Source organism: Shewanella seohaensis (genome assembly GCF_023283775.1).
Taxonomy (GTDB): domain Bacteria; phylum Pseudomonadota; class Gammaproteobacteria; order Enterobacterales; family Shewanellaceae; genus Shewanella; species Shewanella seohaensis.
In genome coordinates this window covers 1-17,135 of record NZ_JAKILE010000016.1, presented here as the reverse complement: position 1 = coordinate 17,135, position 17,135 = coordinate 1, and the positions used below count along the sequence as shown (strand labels likewise).

The following is a 17,135-nucleotide window of genomic DNA, read 5'->3' as shown; positions in this document are numbered from 1 at the left end:
ATGCCAGCATTTGAATACAAGGCGCTGGACGCCAAGGGAAAACAGCTAAAAGGGGTGATTGAGGCGGATACCGCCAGACATGCCCGTAGTCAGCTGCGCGATCAACGCATGATGCCGCTGGAAATTTTGCCGGTCACCGAAAAGGAAGCCAAGGCAAAAGGCACCGGATTCTCGCCCTTTAAACGCGGGATTTCGGTGGCGGAATTAGCGTTGATCACCCGTCAAATCGCCACACTGGTTGCGGCGGGCTTACCGATTGAGGAGTGTCTCAAGGCGGTGGGTCAGCAATGTGAGAAGGCGCGCCTAGCCAGTATGATCATGGCGGTGCGCTCCCGCGTGGTGGAAGGCTATAGTCTGGCCGACTCTCTTGCCGAATTTCCGCATATTTTCGATGACTTGTACCGCGCCATGGTGGCCTCGGGTGAAAAATCCGGCCACTTAGAAGTGGTGCTGAATCGCTTAGCCGATTACACCGAGCGTCGCCAGCAGCTGAAGTCCAAACTGCAACAGGCGATGATTTACCCCATTATGCTAACGATTGTCGCCATTGGGGTGGTATCAGTGTTATTGGCCGCCGTGGTGCCAAAAGTGGTTGGCCAATTTGAGCATATGGGCGCCGAGTTACCGGCGACGACCCGTTTCTTAATTGCCGCCTCAGACTTTGTCCAACACTATGGTCTGTTTGTTATCTTGGCGATCGGTATTCTGCTGGTGGTGTTCCAGCGTCTACTTAAATCACCGATTTTCAAGATGAAATACCATACGTTTTTGCTGAAAATGCCGGTGATTGGCCGAGTGAGTAAAGGATTAAATACCGCACGGTTTGCCCGTACCTTAAGTATTTTATCTGCCAGTTCGGTGCCTTTGTTAGATGGGATGCGCATTGCCAGCGAAGTATTGCAAAATGTGCGGGTACGGGCGGCGGTGGATGATGCCACGGCGCGCGTACGGGAAGGAACTAGCCTAAGTACAGCGTTGACTAACACTAAGCTATTCCCGGCGATGATGTTATATATGATCGCCTCGGGGGAGAAGAGTGGTCAGCTCGAAGACATGCTCGAGCGTGCTGCGGATAACCAGGATAGGGAATTTGAGAGTAATGTTACACTTGCCCTCGGGATTTTCGAACCCATGTTAGTGGTAAGTATGGCGGGGGTTGTACTCTTTATCGTGATGGCCATTCTGCAACCTATTTTGGCACTGAACAATTTGATTAGTGGCTAGTTTTTAAATTTATGGGTTATTGCCTCTTTGACTCAGAGATGGCGCAGGTTTTTCTAGGAGATGTAGTCGATGCAAATGAACAAAAAGCACAAGGGTTTTACCTTACTCGAAGTGATGGTGGTAATCGTTATCCTCGGTATTTTGGCGTCTATGGTGGTGCCAAACCTGATGGGCAATAAAGATAAAGCCGATCAACAGAAAGCGGTATCTGACATAGTGGCGCTCGAAAACGCCTTAGATATGTACAAGTTAGATAACGGTGTTTATCCAACGACTGAACAAGGTTTAGAAGCCTTAGTGCAAAAACCAACGATTTCGCCTGAGCCACGTAACTACCGTGAAGAAGGCTATGTGAAGCGTTTACCACAGGATCCATGGCGCAATAACTACTTACTGTTAAGCCCTGGCGAAAACAGCAAGTTAGATATCTTTAGTGCAGGCCCAGATGGTCAGCCAGGTACCGAAGACGATATCGGTAACTGGAACTTACAGAACTTCCAATAAGATGTTAACGCTGCGCCACGCCGGCTTCACCTTGATGGAGGTGATGCTGGTGATTTTGTTAATGGGACTCACCGCGGCGGCGGTGACTATGTCTATTGGCAATTCAGGCCCACAACAGGCGCTGGAAAAAAATGCGCAGCAATTTATCGCCGCCACAGAGCTAGTGCTGGATGAAACCGTATTGAGCGGTCAATTTATCGGTATCGTGGTGGAAAAGACCAGCTATCAGTTTGTTTATTATAAAGATGGTAAATGGAATCCATTGGAGAAGGACAGGATTCTGTCTGAAAAACAAATGGAACCCGGCGTCGTGCTGAATCTAGTGCTCGACGGTTTACCCCTAGTGCAGGAGGATGAGAAGGACGAGTCGTGGTTCGACGAGCCCTTAATCGAGCCTTCTGCGGAAGATAAGAAAAAGCACCCAGAGCCGCAGATTTTACTGTTCCCGAGTGGTGAAATGAGCGCCTTCGAGCTGAGCTTTATGACCAAGACCGACAGGGGGCCACTCGATGTATTAGTGGTGGGCGATGCCCTTGGCCGTTTAACCCTAGGGCGACCCGATGAAATACGCTAAGGGTATGACCCTACTCGAAGTCATTGTGGCCTTGGCGGTATTTGCCATCGCCGCCGTCTCTATCACCAAAAGCTTGGGTGAACAGATGGCGAATATGCCGATTCTGGAGTCGCGCACCCTTGCCCAATGGGTGGCGGACAATCAAATGGTCGACGCCAGACTCGATCCGCAATTTCCCGAATTAGGCAAAAAAGAAGGGCAGGTTGAACTCGCGGGTAAGGATTGGTACTGGCGGAAAGAAGTGGTGAAAACCACGGATGATAACTTTCGCATGATCCGCATTAGTGTCAGTGAAGATGAGCGTTATCAGCGTATTGCAGCACAAGTGAGCAGTTATGTCCTTAAAACAAACTAAGGCTCATAAGGGATTTACCCTGCTGGAAATGCTGATCGCGATTGCGATTTTTGCCATGTTAGGTTTAGCCGCCAATGCGGTGTTAAGCACTGTGCTGACCAACGATGAAGTGACCCGTAACTTCTCGGTGCGTTTAAAGGCATTGCAGCAGGGCTTTGGCGCGATTGAGCGCGACCTTGGGCAGATGGTGGCGCGGACGCCCAGATTACTCGAAGGTGGCCGTGGTACCACAGTCTTCCAAACGGGTAACGATATTTTAGATTCGGAATCAGAGGCCTTAGTGTTCTACCGCTTAGGCTGGCTCAACCCCGACGGCATATTGCCCCGTGGCAGCATACAGTCAGTTGCCTACGTGGTGCGCGAAGGAAAATTAGAGCGTTGGTACTTTCCGTATCCCGAACCCGAATTTGGCGCCGAGCCAATGAAGACTGTGATTATCGATAAGGTGCTCTCGGTCGAGTATTCCTTCTTTATGGAGGACAAATGGGAGCGCAAGGTCGAAGCGACCAAGTTACCCAAAGCCATCGCCATGGAAATTGAGATTGAAGGCTTAGGCAAAATTCAACGTAAGTTTATGTTGCCCTTGGGTGCTGCTGCGCCAGAAAAGTCCAATGATGAGGACAATAAGAACGACAACGCCGATGACAATAAAGACGACAACGGCGACCAAGACAATAACGGTGATGGCTCGGGTAACGGCGAAGAAGATCCCGGCAAAGGTGACCCTAGTAATGAGGATGGCGCATGATAAAGCGAAGTCCGACTAAACAACGTGGTGTCGCGCTGATTGTGGTGTTGCTGATCGTGGCCATGGTGGTGATTATCGCCACCAATATTACCAGCCGTAATCAGTTGTCGATGCGCCGCACCTTAAACTTAGCCCAGTACGATCAGGCCTATTGGTACGCGATTTCCGCCGAAGAACTGGCGAAAAAGATCCTCAAACAGGACTTAGACGATTCGGAAGGCCGGGTACACAAGCAACAATATTGGGCCATGAGCGACGTGGTATTCCCGGCGGAATATGGTGAGATTGCAGGCAAGATCACCGATATGCGTTCGTGTTTTAACTTAAATGCTTTGTCCGTCACCACAAAAGATGTGGAAAACGGTCAACCTAAATTGCCGTTAGCGGCAAAGCAATACAAAGCGTTATTAGTGAGTTTAGGGATGGATGATTTTACCGCGGATCATTTAACCCAAACTCTAAAGGATTATATCGACGAGGACACGGTCGCGAGCCCATATGGCGCCGAAGATGCCGAGTATGAGGCGCGAAATGTGCCTTATCGCGCCGCAAATACCCTGATGAATCACAGGAGTGAGTTGCGGGCGGTGATAGGTTACACCCAAGATATTTATCTGAAATTATTGCCTTATATTTGCGTCATTCCAGGGAATGACAGACAACTGTTAAACGTGAACACCATAGAGGTTGAGCAAGCGGCGCTGCTGGCAGCCATGCTGGATAATCAGATATCGGTTGGCGAGGCCGAAAGCATTATCAACCAACGTCCCGGCGATGGTTTTGCCAAGATCGATGATTTTTATGAATCCTCCTCAATGGGGTCGATTAAGTGGGAAGATGCGATGAAGTCCAGTTTTGTGGTGGACAGTCAGTACTTCCTCCTCGCCTCGGGCGCTAAGGTCGATAACGCCATTTTTAGAATGGAGAGCGTGCTCAAAAAGAGCAGCGGTAACAAAATGGATGTGCTCACCCGTCAGTTTGGTGGACAAAAATAATAGCAAACAAGCTCAATCTTTTAAGATGGAAGCTGGTGGAGAAAAACTGTGAGTGAACGGCTATTTATTCGCTTAGGCAGAACCGCAGAGCAGGCTTGCTCTTGGCTGGTTTGGTCCGAACAAGAACAAGAAATTATCGCCTCTGGTGAACTTGCCAACGCCCAAGGTTTATCAACCTTAACCGAGCGCGCGGGAAATCGGCCTATCGATGTATTGGTGCCAGCCTCCGCCATGACGCTCACCAGCGTGAATCTGCCCGAAAAAGGCCAACGCCAAGCCTTAAAAGCCCTGCCTTTTATGCTGGAAGAAACTATCGCCGATGATGTGGATGCGATGCATTTTACCGTTGGCCCACGCAATGGCGATGCCCTCAGCGTGGTAGCCGTTGCCCATGAGCAAATGCAAACTTGGCTTAGCTGCTTGGCCGAAGCGGGTTTAAAAGTGAAGCGTATCGTGCCCGATTGCCTCGCCTTGCCATTACAGGAATGCCAATGGGCGGCAATGCGTTTTGGTAACGAGTTATTACTGCGTACAGGATTAGGAACCGGCCATAGCCTGCCTTTACCTTGGCTGCCTGTCGCGATGAAGCAACTGACGGCACAGGCCGACGAAGTGTCGGTCGCCAGTTACACTGAGATGGAACTGGACGGCGTTGAGCTTAAGCCACAGCCGCTCGATTTGCCTATGTTGGTGCTAGCGCGCGGTATTTTACATGCGCCCATCAACTTACTCACGGGTGTGTATACGCCGAAGCGCGAATACAGTAAGCATCTGTTGCAATGGAAAAATGCCGCAATCGTATTAGGTGTTGCCATTGTCTTGTCCTTAGTGAATAAGGGCTTAACTATTCATCAGGTGAATGGCCAGATTGCCGATTTGAAGGCGCAGAGTGAAGCCATTTATCAACAAGTGGTGCCGGGGAACTCACGCATTGTGAATTTACGTTCGCAGATGGAAAGCCAGCTGCGCGCACTCCAAGGCCAAGGCAGTGGTGCTGAGTTTTTTGCGATGCTCGATGGTTTACAGGACGCCTTTAAACAAGTGCCAGAGCTGAAACCAAACACCCTAAGATTTGAGAGCGCCCGTAATGAAATCCGTATGCAAGTTACGGCTAAGAATTACGCGCAAATTGAGAAGTTTAAAGAAATAGTCGGCCGTCGTTTCCAACTGGATGGCGGTACGATGAACAGCGGTGAAGATCAGGTCACCAGTACCTTAACCTTGAGGGGCAAATAAGATGGATAATTTGCGGACTTGGTGGCAAGGGCTTGCATCGCGCGAGCAGCAAATCGTCGGATTCGGCGCCGTTTTCTTAGTCATCGGCGTGTTTTACTGGGGCATCTGGACACCTATTGCCAATGCCGAAGCCAATGCTCTGCGCAACTTAACGGCGCAGCAGCAGACACTAACCTATGTAAAGCAAACGGCGAATAAAATCGCTGGCTTAAAACAAAGCGGCGCTAAACCGACAATGTCAGGCAGCTTAAGCTCGGTCGTTAACCAAACAGCGGGCACTTACGGATTAGTGATCACTCGTATGCAGCCCCAGGGCGATAAAATTCAAGTGTGGATGGATGATGTGCCATTCGATGCCTTACTCAATTATTTGAGTGACTTAGTGCAGAAAAAAGGCCTATCACTTGAGAGTGTTGATTTGGCAGAGGCCGACGCGCCTGGCTATGTCAAAGTAAGACGTATCCAACTAGCGCAATAGGTTAAGGTGTAGCTGTGAGTTTGATAAAAAAAATCATTATAGGTGTACTGGTTTATTTAGTGTTTTTACTGGCGCTATTTCCCGCCAGTGTTGCTGTGCGCCTCGCGCCATTGCCTGCAAATGTCGGAATTTCTGGCGTGAGTGGCAGTATTTGGTCTGGCAGCATCGAAACCTTAAATCTGCAGCAACGCCAATTGGAACAAGTTCGTTGGGAGCTGAGCCCTTGGGCGTTGTTTTTAGGTAAAGTGAAGCTGGATTTTCAAGTGGGTAACCGTGCAACCCCAGTGAGTGCTAAAGGGTTAATCACTTGGTCTATGGGCGGTATCAGCGCTCAAGGATTGCGTTTTGAGGCGCCCGATAGCTTCTTAATTGGCAATGCTAAACTGCCCTTTAGAACCGAAATTAACGGTGAAGTCAGCCTGCTGGTCGAAACCCTAGAGCAAGGTAAACCTTGGTGCGAGCAGTTATCGGGTAAGTTGTTTTTAAATCAAACCAATGTGAAGAACCAATTCGGCAATTATCCACTGGGTAATATCGAACTGGGGCTGAGTTGTGTTGAGGGTAAAGCCCAGCTTGCCACCGATGAGAGTAAAAACCAGTTGGGGATTATCGGCACGTTACAACTAGACGAAGGCAATATGGTCAAGGTTGCCGCTAAAATTAAAGAAACCAACGAACAGCCAGAAGATATGCGTAAATCCCTCGGTATGCTCGGCAAGCGTGGTAGCGATGGTTACTTCCCAGTAGTTTATCAAGGCCGTATTCCAGGGCTTTAATCTTAGAAAAGCTCGTGCATGATTCGATAAAGGCACCTTAGGGTGCCTTTTGTATTTTAAGGGATTAACCCGCCAGATCGGCAAACAGCAGGCGATAGTCGCTAATGGCCGGAAAATCATTGAAGGCTTTGGCAGGTTTTTGGCTATCGGGATTGCTGATCCCGAGCTGATGCCCCACGCCCGCTAAGCGCGCAGCATTCAAAATAGGCTCGCTATCATCAATAAACAGGCAGCGCTCTGGCACTAGGGCGAATTTTTCAAATAGCGTTTGCCAAAATTGAGGGTGTTCCTTGGGATAACCCGTTTCGTGACTCGAAATCATCGCATCTAAGCCGCTAGCAAGTTCAGTGTGTTCTAGCTTAAGCGCAAGACTCTTAGGGTGGGCATTGGTGACTAAGATACGTTTTTTCCCCGCGGCGGAGAGGGCATCGAGAAAAGGCATACTGTCTTGGCGCAGCTGAATGCGGTCAACTAAGTTACGGTGAAGCCCCATAATGTCGAGCTGCAGCTCGGACTGCCAATAATCGAGGCAATACCAGTCTAACGTACCCGCGACTCTGCCGTAGGCTTGTTCCACCAGTTGTTGTGCCTGGCTCTGGCTTAATCCCCGCTGCTTGCTCAGTTCCTGCGGCACCAGACTCAACCAAAAATGGTTATCAAAGTGCAGGTCGAGCAGGGTGCCATCCATATCGAGCAGTACAGTATCAATCTTCTTCCAGTCAAACATGGGATGTCCTGTGTGGTTAGGTCGGCTTGTAGATCAGCTTATCTTGTCAGCATGACACTTTGTGCTAGGCTTGATTAATTCGTTTTTGTCTAAAAATGAGACACTTGGATATGGATATCTGCTCATTCGCCTTACTTACCCAAGCTCCGAATATCACTAGTTTACAGCAAGAACTCACGACTTTGTTGCAGCATGAGTGGTTACCACACATTAACCAGCGTGATTATCACGCGGGCTCTCAGGGCGGTTGGGATGTGTTGGCCCTGCGCTGCGCCGAGGAATATCGAGTCGCGCACCCTATTTTGCAAGCCTTTTCCATTAGTGCCGCGACAGATTGGGATAACTTGCCCTCATTGGAGTCGAGCCCTGCGCTGCTGCAGTTTATTCAATCCCTTGCTTGCCGGGTTAAATCGGTACGTTTAATGCGTTTACACGCTGGCGCCGAAATCAAGCCCCATAGGGATCAAGGCTTATCCCTAGAGCAAGGCGAAGCAAGATTGCATCTTCCCATTCAAACTCACGCCCAACTGTATTTTTATGTGGACGATAAGCGAGTGCCTATGCAAGCGGGGGAGCTGTGGTATATCAATGCCGACCAAACCCATTGGGTCGCAAACAAAGGCGTGGAGGCCAGAATAAATTTGGTGATCGATTGTGAAGTCAACTCGTGGTTAAAGGAGCTTATCCATGATGCCAAGATCAAAGCCTAATGCAGGGCAGCACGAGGCGTTTCTAAGATTAAAGCTGTTTGCTCAGGCGCTACTGCAATCGCACTCAGCGGGCGAGGCAAAGCGGCTTATCGATCCTATGCTGGCGCAGTTATGCCAATTGACAGGGTTAGAGCTGCATCCGGCGTTGTTTCTCGATACAGAGGCCAGCATGACCCCTTTTGGCAAGGCGGTATCACCAACAACTGCGGCGCAATGTGCAGAAGACCCGGAGCGTAGCAGAGTGTTTATTCAGGGAATTTATCAAGCGATACAAGACAAACTTAAAGCTAACTCGAACCAACCTGTGCACATACTCTATGCCGGAACAGGGCCTTTTGCTTGGCTAATCTTAGCCTTATTACCGCTATATACGGCAAAGCAAGTGCGAGTAACCTTACTCGACATTCATCAAGCATCATTGGAGAGTGTGGAAAAACTGCTGACGTATTTCGGCGTAGCGGATCGTGTCGATGCGCTTATCTGTGCTGACGCTACGCGTTGGCAGCCAGCATCAACACAAGCCTTTGATCTGATTATTTCTGAAACCATGAAACACCTGCTGCAACAGGAACCGCAGGTACAGATTTTTAGCCATCTACAGCATTTTTTATCTGAGGATGGATGTTTGATCCCTGAGTCGATTGAGTTGGATGCATGGCTCGAGCTAAAAGATCGGCCGCCCATTTATTTGGGCCCTTTATTCTGCCTCGATTTAGCCCACGCCCGCTTGCTCGCTCAAGGCGACTGGAGTGGGTTAGTGGGGAGCTTATTGTTACCTCATTATGCTCCTCAATCCATAAACCTAAAATTGACGACGCAAATCAGGGTTTATGGCGAACATCAATTACTTGAAAACCAATCACAATTAACCCTCTCCCAATATAAAAAATCCTTGTGGCTTAAACCTCTTAGCAGGGTGGACTTCCGTTACGAGCTGGGAACATATCCCGATTTTATCTTCCAATATCAGCGGCATAAATTGGCGCTTGTTGGCAGTGAGGATTTGAGTTGTTTGGGCATTTATCACTTGCAGCGACTATGGCAAAAAATTCAGTTGCAAAAGCGTGGACAAACCAATGAGGTGGCAGAGGGAGAATGGAACCTAGATAAAGCGCTGCTGGATCTGTGCGGTATTGGATTAGAACCTGGGATGAAGGCGCTCTATCAATATGACAAACAAACTGATTTTATCGCCTTCGTTCAAAGGCAAACTAAGCTGACTACGGCGGATATCGTTGGCATCAATCAGCGATTGCGTGCCTTATCCCAAGCTGAGCCAGAAAGCGGCAATACCGAGTTAGTTTATGGTAACGCTTTACCTCAAGTGCTTACCGATGCCCAACTCGCCTTTTGGCAACGGGAAGGTTATTTAGTCATCCCGCAAGTGTTGTCAAAAGCGCAATGTGCGGTGAGTCGAGCAGTGATTTGGCAACAGCTTGGTGCGAATGAAAATGATCCATCAACTTGGTACCAGTCCCATGAGTTGATGCAGAAAATCATGCTGCAGTTATTTCGTCATCCCATCCTCGATGCCAATCGGCAAACACCGCTAATCCGCCAAGTCTTTGAACAATTATGGCAGCGTACTGATTTAGTGATGACGACTGATAGAGTGAGTTTTAATCCTCCTGAAACGCCCACTTGGCAGTTTCCTGGCCCAAATATGCATTGGGATATGCCACTGCAACTACCCGTGCCCTTTGGAACGCAAGGATTGATTTATCTGACGGATACCCCTGCTGAACAGGGGGCATTTTGCTGTGTTCCCGGTTTTCACCTCAAAATAGAAACCTGGCTACAAGAACAAAACAAGACTGATATTGAGTTGCAGCAACAGCGTTGGGAGGAGTGGCCCATTAAACCCATTGCCGCAAACGCTGGGGATTTAATCATTTGGCACCACGCCTTGCCCCATGGACCGACGCCAAATCGAGGCGTGCTACCCCGCATGGTGCAGTACATTAACTTCTACCCAATGGCCAGCTAATGATTGATATTCATGAACAGCAGCAACGCTATTGGCAACTGTTGCATCAACCGCAAATGCTGATTTTGCTGCATCAAGCTAACGATGTTGAGCATTTTATTGCTTTGATGGCCGACTTCCTCAATTGGCCCGAGCTAAATTTAGAGCAGATGTTGGCATTTATTGCCTTGCAGCAACAAGGTTTCATTCCGGATTTAGCACGCTTTAGCCAAGTTTGGTTTCCTTCTCGTTATCATGCTCAAACCAAAACAATAAGTTGGGTTCCTGTCTTTCAGCGGTTATCAAAACCTTTCTTGGAGGACGATATCAGCGATGCTCGTCGTGGTTTACTGGCCAGTTTTATCCAACCTCAAACTTTGCTCGAACCCTTATTATCCCAACGTGAAAGTTTGCCCGCGATCAATCCTAATTTGATGATTTTCCATTGGTCTCGTTGTGGCTCAACACTGGTTTCTAGCAGTTTCTCCCTACTCAAAACTTGCCGAGTGTTATCCGAATCTATGCTCTGCAGCGATGTGATGCACCATGATGCTTGGCCTTCGACCTTAACACCGCTGCTGGTGGATTTATGTTTAAGGCTACAAGGGCGGTTGAGGCTTGATGAGCGTGAGCTAGTGATCAAGTGGAATGCCTGGGATTTAGCCTGTTGGCCCATGTTGCTCGAACTTTATCCTAATAGTCGAGTGCTATGTCTGATGCGCCACCCCAGAGATATTTTGGCTTCGCATCAACGAGAGGCTGGGATGCATATGGCGGGGCGGGTGAAGGCTGTATTTCCCCATTCATTAGCGCTTACGGAAAGTGAGCCTAGTGTAGACGCATTTCGAATGGGTGTGTTGTATGGTTTTGCCCAGCAAACTGCTGCACTTTATCAATCAAGTCGTTGCATTTTAATGGATTATCAACAATTAAATGTGCTTAAACCCAGTGCACTTTCGGCCATTCTAGACTGGCCGTTAGCCGCAGAAGATATCGAGCATTGGCAACAGCACTGGCGCTTTGATGTTAAGCGACAAGGACAATTGTTTACGCCCAAGGTACCCACGCAATCTATCCCATTGAATGAATCACAAACACTCTCATGGCAGCAGTTATTGAATGCTTATGAGCAACTGTTGCAACCTTTAGATCGAGATAAAACCATGATGCTAGCTGAGTTAAATCCATTCACTGGCTTGAGTATTAAGCCTGCCAACGCAAACGATAACCTATTTATGGCAGAGCTTTTTTATTCGACTAAAACCTTCTTCTATGAGCTTGGTTTACCCCTTGATATCGCACAGAACATGTTGGAGCAACAATATCGGCTGCAGCAAGTCTCCTATCGGGAACAATATCCAAATGCCATCAGCTACATTTTGTTTTATCAGCAACAAGCGGTCGGCAAACTGATGCTAGATATTAATGAGCAGAGAGTTCATCTTGTTGATTTTATTATTACGCCAAGCATGCGAGGTCGTGGTTTAGGCTCTACGATATTGGAGGCGGTCAAGCTTGAGGCGACACAACGTCAGTTGCCTGTTCATTTATCAGTAGAGAGTGAAAATACTCAGGCTAAATCACTCTATTTACGGCATGGATTTCAGTTTCAAAGCCGTTCCGAAACCTATGAGTCAATGCGATGGCCTTAAACGTTGGCTGATAATTTACACAAAATTATTTCTGCCTAATTGTGTTTGCCGATTTTTCAGATATGTTTAGTTGTAACTAAGCTGTTTTAATTGTGTTGCATAATAACCTCCCCAATGTGTGATGTGGATGATGTTGTAATCAGCAGAAGGAACTCGCTGTCGATTAATTGTCGTGAGTAATTAAACCATTAAAAGACGTTACATAGACAAAATCGTTATTTAAGGAGAAATACAATGTCAGAGCCATTTATCGGTCAAATCTCTATGTTCGCTGGGAATTTCGCTCCCCGTGGTTGGGCCTTTTGTAATGGGCAATTATTGTCCGTCTCGCAACATACCGCACTTTTTTCGATTCTAGGCACTACCTATGGTGGCAATGGCCAAACGACTTTTGCGCTGCCTAATTTACAAGGGCGTGTTCCTGTGCATATAGGTCAGAGCCTTGACACTAGCAATTATATGCTTGGTGAAGCGGGTGGCGTTGAAAGTGTAACGCTGACAATCAATCAGATGCCTGCACATAGCCACCAGGTTACTAAGGCAGGCTCTGGCTCGTTACAAGTAGCGGGTACCGGATCGAATGCATCAACGACACCTTCAGCAACTAACAATATTTTGGGTGCATCTGCCGCGGGTGGGTCACCTGCTGCCGCAATTTGGTCAGATGAGCTGAACGATCCTGTTTCCCTCGCAAATCCGATAAATGCAAATTTTATTGTGCAGCTTGCAGGTGGAAGTCAGCCATTTTCAATCAGAAACCCGTATCTGGGGATGAATTTTATTATTGCGTTGGAAGGTCTTTATCCAACGCGTAATTGATGCCATGTCGGTTTTTATAATAGGAGCATCATCATTGTGATGCTCTTCAAAAATGGTAAATGGATAAATAATCTGTGAACAACTCACAAGTTATCCATTAATGATTAACTGATAAGAGCTTAACATGAAAAGTATATGTCTAGAAAAATGTTTGTTATGTTGGTTGCTAATCGTTTTTTTTGTTACGTGAATTATTTGAAATGGTCATTTTAGCTGCAAGGTAAGTGGCGTCCGCTATTTTGGATATTTTTGAAGTTTTACTAAATTATGGGATTTAGCACCATGACTTTACGTAACATCAAATGGAGTCTGTTAATTTCATCATGTATGTGGGCAAATTTAGTCTTTGCTGCTGCACCCCCAGACCAAAATTTCGATGCGATAACGCCACAAGAAAGCGCCCAGCAGAACAATCCATCAATTACTTTTAATGGCGTCATCTACTCAGCTGACACTACCGCTGAGGTCATTCGTGTTGATACAATAGGCAATATTACAGGTAACTTGCCCACTTTAGGCAGCGGAAATGGTATTACTTCGGCTTGGTATAATAGCTCTGGTACCTACTTTCAATTTGCTTCTGTTAGCAACGCTAATGACTTCAAGCTCGAATCGCTAAGAGCAGAAGTCTGGGGCGGGAGTTCTCTAACTGCAGAGGTGTATACTGTCACGGGCTATAACAACGGTAGCTTAGTAGTGAGTGCCACTGTAACATTTACCGCCGATGGAACCTATGGCGTGGGTAATGCAGCTATTGTTTATGATCGCCAAACAACGCCAGCAGAAGAGTCCAGTTCTGGTAATTCAGCCAACGCGGGTTTATTGACGTTCGGTAGCGCGTGGACTGGTATTGATCAAGTTAGATTCACTTCAGCCGACGGTAAACCCCTTGCGGTTATGATGGATCAAATAGACTTCTCGGATATTGACTCCACACCACCCGCTGTCACCAGCGTAAGTGTTCCTTCGAATGCAACTTATATCACCGGGCAATCACTGAGCTTCACTGTTAACACGAGCGAAAACGTCATAGTGAACACGGGTGGTGGAACCCCCCGCATCGCCTTGACCATTGGCGCCACAACCAAATACGCAACCTATTCGTCGGGCTCTGGAAGCTCGGCGCTGGTTTTTAGTTACACGGTTGAGAGTGGTTTGGTTGATTCTGACGGTATTACCATAGGTGCGCTTGGTTTGAACGGCGGAACCATGAAAGATGCCGCTAACAATGACATGACGCTCACCTTGAATTCTGTCGGTTCCACAGCCAGTGTTCTGGTTGATAGCACTGCTCCCACCGTTTCTTCCGTGACAGCCAGTACAGCCAATGGCACTTATAAAGTGGGTGATAGCATCAGTATCCAAGTTAACTTTAGTGAAGTGGTCAATGTCACTGGTACGCCGCAATTAACCCTGGAGACCGGCACTACAGATCGTGCCGTTAATTATACCAGTGGCAGTGGAACCAGTAGCTTGACCTTCAGCTACACCGTTCAGGCGGGCGACAATAGCAGCGATTTGGACTACGTATCAACCAGTGCACTGGCGTTAAACAGTGGTACCATTCGTGACGCCGCTAGCAACAACGCAACGCTGACATTGGCAACACCGGGTGCTGCCAACTCGTTGGGTGCTAATAAAGCGTTGGTGGTCGATGGTGTAACACCTTCGGTGACCAGTACGTCACCATCGGGTGGCGCAGTATCAACCGATGTCAGTGTTGATTTCACTGTAAATTTCAGCGAAACAGTCAACAATATATCTACTGATGACTTTACCTTGGGCACTACCGGTGGCGCATCGGGCACTATTGCCAGTGTTTCTTCCAGTTCGGGATCCAGTGTGACAGTGACGGTGAGTGGTATTACTGGCAATGGTACGATAAAGCTCAACCTGAATGGTTCCACCAATATTTCAGATGCCGCTGGTAATTCAGGTCCTGCTGCCTATAGCAGCGGTACAACCCACACGGTCGCAATTCCTACTGCACCAAGTGCACCTACGATAGGTACGGCAACAGCGGGGGATGGTCAAGCAAACGTGACCTTCACCGCTCCTGGTAGTAATGGTGGTTCGGCTATTACCACTTACACCGCAACAGCTAATCCTGGAGGGGCGATAGGAAATTGTGCTGGCCCGGGGGCTTGTACTATTACCGTGACTGGATTGACTAACGGTACGGCTTATACATTCACGGTAACCGCAACCAATGGCATTGGGACTGGCTCTGCCTCGGCGGCCTCCAACTCGGTAACCCCCAAGGCCGATCAGACTATTACCTTTACCCAACCGGCCAACTATAACTTTGGCGCTACGCCAACCTTGACGGCGACTTCTAGCTCTGGGCTAACGGTCAGCTTCACCTCGTCTACCACTGGTGTTTGTACTATCTCTTCCGGTGGTGCATTGACCTTTGTGAGTGCGGGTACTTGTACGATTGATGCAGACCAGGCAGGTAATTCATCAACCAATGCGGCGAGTACAGTAACCCGTAGCTTTACGGTGAATGCGGTGGTTCCCGGTGCACCGACCATCGGTACCGCAACCGCCGGTGACCAGCAAGCGACTGTGACATTTACTGCTCCAGCCAGTACGGGGGGAGCAGCTATTAGCCCCAATGGTTATACCGTGACAGCTAACCCCGGTGGGCTTTCAGAGGTAGGTTCATCATCACCCATTACAGTGACTGGCCTGACTAATGGTGTTTCCTATACTTTCACGGTGACGGCGACTAACTCTGTCGGGACAGGTGCCGCTTCTGTCGCTACCAATGCAGTAGTTCCTGCATCGCCGCAGACGATTACCTTTGCCAACCCAGGTTCACAAAACTTTGGTACCACGCCGGATTTGAGGGTTGTAAATGGTGGCGCTTCAGCGACATCAGGACTGAATGTTACGTTTACGTCTTCTACAACCGGTGTTTGTACAGTTACCAGTGTGGGTGTATTAACCTTCCTCACTGTCGGAACCTGTACCATCAATGCGGATCAGGCGGGTGATAGCAGTTACCTAGCTGCAGCTCAGGTAATTCGTAGCTTTACTGTGAATGCCATTGTTGCCGGGGCTCCAACCAGCGTGGTGGCTACTGCGGGCGATACCCAAGCGAGCGTTGCCTTTGTTGCGCCAGCCAATACTGGCGGCACTACAATTACTGGTTATAGAGTTACAACAAGTCCCCCTGACGTGGCACCTGTGAATGTGGCCGGTTCCCCAACTGTGATTACGGGTTTAACAAATGGCCAAGCTTATACCTTTACTGTGGCCGCCGATAACTCTGCGGGTACGGGCCCTGCATCAGCAGCATCCAACTCGATAACCCCCAAAGCGACTCAGACCATTACTTTCAATAACCCCGGTGCGCAGAACTTTGGTGCGTCACCAATGTTTAGTGCGACTTCTGATTCTGGTTTGTTACCTACCTTTACTTCATCCACAACTGGTGTCTGTACGATCACAAGCCTTGGTGCTGTGACATTCGTCACTGCGGGAACTTGTACTATTAATGCAGATCAGTCTGGTAACGCCAGTTATTTACCAGCGACTCAAGTTAGTCGTTCCTTTACAGTGAATGCTGTTGTTCCTGGTGCGCCAGTCATTGGCACGGCGACAGCGGGTGATGCTCAAGCCTCGGTGAGTTTTACCGCTCCAGGATTTAGTGGTGGTACAGCAGTTACGGGATATACCTTAGTCTCTACTCCTGGTGGTATTACCGCATCGGGTGCTTCTTCACCCATCACTATTACGGGATTAACCAACGGTACTTCCTATTCATTTACTGTAGCTGCGACAAATTCGGCTGGTTTAGGTAGTGCTTCAGCGGCAAGTAACACAGTAAAACCCAATGGCGCACCAGTCATTAATGGCACACCAACGTTAACCGTTAACCAAGGTGCGTTATATAACTTCGCGCCAGTAGCGACTGATTCCCTTGGAGATAGTCTAACGTTTAGTATTAATCAGACTATTTCATGGCTGACCTTTAATAGCGCAACGGGAGCTTTATCTGGCACACCTTCTAATCAAGATGTGGGTGTGATTAACGGTATTGTGATCAGTGTGTCAGATGGTTCACTGTCTGCCAGTCTTCCTCCCTTTGATCTGAGAGTGATTAACGTCAACGATGCACCGACCATCAGCTCAACAGCAATTACGAGTGCCACTCAAGATGCGGCTTATAGCTACACCTTGGTGGCGACGGACAGCGACGTGGGCGACAGTCTGACCTTAAGCGCCGTGATACTGCCAAGCTGGCTGAACTTCAATGCGGCGACGGGCGTGCTGAGTGGTACGCCAACTAATGCTAACGTCGGCAGTCATTCGGTAGCGTTACGAGCAACGGATGTTGATGGCTTAACCGCAGACCAGAGCTTT

At 48.4% G+C, this 17,135-nt stretch carries 15 protein-coding genes; 14 read left to right on the top strand and 1 reads right to left on the bottom strand.

All coding sequences use genetic code 11. From position 1 onward, the window contains the following. The 9 genes from gspF (at position 1) to L2713_RS16975 (ending at position 6,890) form a co-directional block, all read left to right on the top strand. Positions 1-1,224 (top strand): type II secretion system inner membrane protein GspF, encoded by a 1,224-nt coding sequence (gspF, locus tag L2713_RS17015; protein WP_208661077.1) that lies wholly within the window; start codon positions 1-3, stop codon positions 1,222-1,224. Between the two features lie 69 nt (positions 1,225-1,293). After that, positions 1,294-1,728, top strand: a complete 435-nt coding sequence (gene gspG / locus L2713_RS17010) for a type II secretion system major pseudopilin GspG (RefSeq protein WP_011715426.1) — start codon at positions 1,294-1,296, stop codon at positions 1,726-1,728. A 1-nt stretch (position 1,729) separates the two neighbouring features. Beyond that, positions 1,730-2,302, top strand: a complete 573-nt coding sequence (gene gspH, locus L2713_RS17005; protein ID WP_248968679.1) for a type II secretion system minor pseudopilin GspH — start codon at positions 1,730-1,732, stop codon at positions 2,300-2,302. Further along, complete coding sequence (gspI, locus tag L2713_RS17000; protein WP_011715428.1) at positions 2,289-2,657, top strand: type II secretion system minor pseudopilin GspI; 369 nt, start codon at positions 2,289-2,291, stop codon at positions 2,655-2,657. Before gspH ends, gspI begins: the two co-directional genes overlap by 14 nt. After that, positions 2,638-3,405 carry a type II secretion system minor pseudopilin GspJ gene (gspJ, locus tag L2713_RS16995; RefSeq protein WP_248968678.1) on the top strand — a complete coding sequence of 256 codons (768 nt, stop codon included), beginning with the start codon at positions 2,638-2,640 and terminating at the stop codon, positions 3,403-3,405. Before gspI ends, gspJ begins: the two co-directional genes overlap by 20 nt. Further along, positions 3,402-4,400 carry a type II secretion system minor pseudopilin GspK gene (gene gspK, locus L2713_RS16990; RefSeq protein WP_011620996.1) on the top strand — a complete coding sequence of 333 codons (999 nt, stop codon included), beginning with the start codon at positions 3,402-3,404 and terminating at the stop codon, positions 4,398-4,400. Before gspJ ends, gspK begins: the two co-directional genes overlap by 4 nt. Positions 4,401-4,448: 48 nt before the next feature. Beyond that, the gene (gene gspL, locus L2713_RS16985) at positions 4,449-5,636 is read left to right on the top strand and encodes a type II secretion system protein GspL (RefSeq protein ID WP_248968677.1); all 1,188 of its coding nucleotides are present in this window, start codon (positions 4,449-4,451) and stop codon (positions 5,634-5,636) included. Between the two features lies 1 nt (position 5,637). Beyond that, positions 5,638-6,114, top strand: coding sequence for a type II secretion system protein M (locus tag L2713_RS16980; RefSeq protein ID WP_011715431.1), 477 nt, complete (start codon positions 5,638-5,640; stop codon positions 6,112-6,114). A gap of 14 nt (positions 6,115-6,128) precedes the next feature. Then, entirely contained in the window at positions 6,129-6,890 is a 762-nt protein-coding gene (locus tag L2713_RS16975; RefSeq protein WP_248968676.1) for a type II secretion system protein N, read from the top strand. A 64-nt stretch (positions 6,891-6,954) separates the two neighbouring features. Here L2713_RS16975 and yrfG read toward each other — a convergent pair whose 3' ends face one another. Beyond that, complete coding sequence (yrfG, locus tag L2713_RS16970; RefSeq protein ID WP_248968675.1) at positions 6,955-7,617, bottom strand: GMP/IMP nucleotidase; 663 nt, start codon at positions 7,615-7,617, stop codon at positions 6,955-6,957. A gap of 110 nt (positions 7,618-7,727) precedes the next feature. Here yrfG and L2713_RS16965 point away from each other — a divergent pair, with 110 nt between their 5' ends. The 5 genes from L2713_RS16965 to L2713_RS16945 all read left to right on the top strand — a co-directional run. Beyond that, the gene (locus L2713_RS16965; protein ID WP_248968674.1) at positions 7,728-8,327 is read left to right on the top strand and encodes an aspartyl/asparaginyl beta-hydroxylase domain-containing protein; all 600 of its coding nucleotides are present in this window, start codon (positions 7,728-7,730) and stop codon (positions 8,325-8,327) included. Then, complete coding sequence (locus L2713_RS16960; RefSeq protein WP_248968673.1) at positions 8,305-10,314, top strand: phytanoyl-CoA dioxygenase family protein; 2,010 nt, start codon at positions 8,305-8,307, stop codon at positions 10,312-10,314. Before L2713_RS16965 ends, L2713_RS16960 begins: the two co-directional genes overlap by 23 nt. Next, positions 10,314-11,945, top strand: coding sequence for a GNAT family N-acetyltransferase (locus L2713_RS16955; protein WP_248968672.1), 1,632 nt, complete (start codon positions 10,314-10,316; stop codon positions 11,943-11,945). Before L2713_RS16960 ends, L2713_RS16955 begins: the two co-directional genes overlap by 1 nt. A gap of 234 nt (positions 11,946-12,179) precedes the next feature. After that, positions 12,180-12,764 (top strand): phage tail protein, encoded by a 585-nt coding sequence (locus L2713_RS16950; protein WP_248968671.1) that lies wholly within the window; start codon positions 12,180-12,182, stop codon positions 12,762-12,764. Between the two features lie 282 nt (positions 12,765-13,046). Further along, on the top strand, positions 13,047-17,135 hold a 4,089-nt coding region (locus L2713_RS16945), incomplete at its 3' end, for a beta strand repeat-containing protein (RefSeq protein ID WP_248968670.1).

What these genes read in the sequence shown, in the direction of transcription:
- L2713_RS16955 (WP_248968672.1), top strand. Translation starts at nt 10,314, where the DNA reads ATGATTGATATTCATGAACAGCAGCAACGCTATTGGCAACTGTTGCAT.
- L2713_RS16980 (WP_011715431.1), top strand. Translation starts at nt 5,638, where the DNA reads ATGGATAATTTGCGGACTTGGTGGCAAGGGCTTGCATCGCGCGAGCAG.
- gspG (WP_011715426.1), top strand. Translation starts at nt 1,294, where the DNA reads ATGCAAATGAACAAAAAGCACAAGGGTTTTACCTTACTCGAAGTGATG.
- L2713_RS16965 (WP_248968674.1), top strand. Translation starts at nt 7,728, where the DNA reads ATGGATATCTGCTCATTCGCCTTACTTACCCAAGCTCCGAATATCACT.
- gspF (WP_208661077.1), top strand. Translation starts at nt 1, where the DNA reads ATGCCAGCATTTGAATACAAGGCGCTGGACGCCAAGGGAAAACAGCTA.
- gspI (WP_011715428.1), top strand. Translation starts at nt 2,289, where the DNA reads ATGAAATACGCTAAGGGTATGACCCTACTCGAAGTCATTGTGGCCTTG.
- L2713_RS16950 (WP_248968671.1), top strand. Translation starts at nt 12,180, where the DNA reads ATGTCAGAGCCATTTATCGGTCAAATCTCTATGTTCGCTGGGAATTTC.
- gspH (WP_248968679.1), top strand. Translation starts at nt 1,730, where the DNA reads ATGTTAACGCTGCGCCACGCCGGCTTCACCTTGATGGAGGTGATGCTG.
- L2713_RS16960 (WP_248968673.1), top strand. Translation starts at nt 8,305, where the DNA reads ATGATGCCAAGATCAAAGCCTAATGCAGGGCAGCACGAGGCGTTTCTA.
- gspK (WP_011620996.1), top strand. Translation starts at nt 3,402, where the DNA reads ATGATAAAGCGAAGTCCGACTAAACAACGTGGTGTCGCGCTGATTGTG.
- gspJ (WP_248968678.1), top strand. Translation starts at nt 2,638, where the DNA reads ATGTCCTTAAAACAAACTAAGGCTCATAAGGGATTTACCCTGCTGGAA.
- yrfG (WP_248968675.1), bottom strand. Translation starts at nt 7,617, where the DNA reads ATGTTTGACTGGAAGAAGATTGATACTGTACTGCTCGATATGGATGGC.